The organism is Klenkia sp. AC732, assembly GCF_979256525.1.
This window is the reverse complement of the sequence record NZ_CEEDOS010000184.1, coordinates 1-234: the sequence shown is the minus strand read 5'-3', so window position 1 is coordinate 234 and position 234 is coordinate 1. Positions and strand designations below refer to the sequence as shown.

Annotated in this window: 1 pseudogene; it reads left to right on the top strand. The window is 73.5% G+C overall.

Annotated elements, in window-relative coordinates:
* Positions 1-192, top strand: a pseudogene (locus tag AC0IVP_RS22195) (ABC transporter permease); the annotation flags it as partial.
* Positions 193-234: the final 42 nt, after the last annotated feature.

Genomic DNA, 234 nt, shown 5'->3' with positions numbered 1-234 from the left:
CTGCTGGTGGGCACCGCCACGCTGGCCACCTTCATCGACGGTGGCGGGCTGGGCCTGCTGATCACCACCGGCATCACCCTCAACCTGGACACCCTGCTCTACAGCGGGGCCCTGCTGGTCGCGCTGCTGGCGTTGGCCGGGGACTGGGTCGGCCGGGTCGTGGAGACCCTGGCCCGCCCGAAGGGACGGTGACGATGCGCCGCACGGCCGCCGCCCTGCTCACCGCACCCCTGC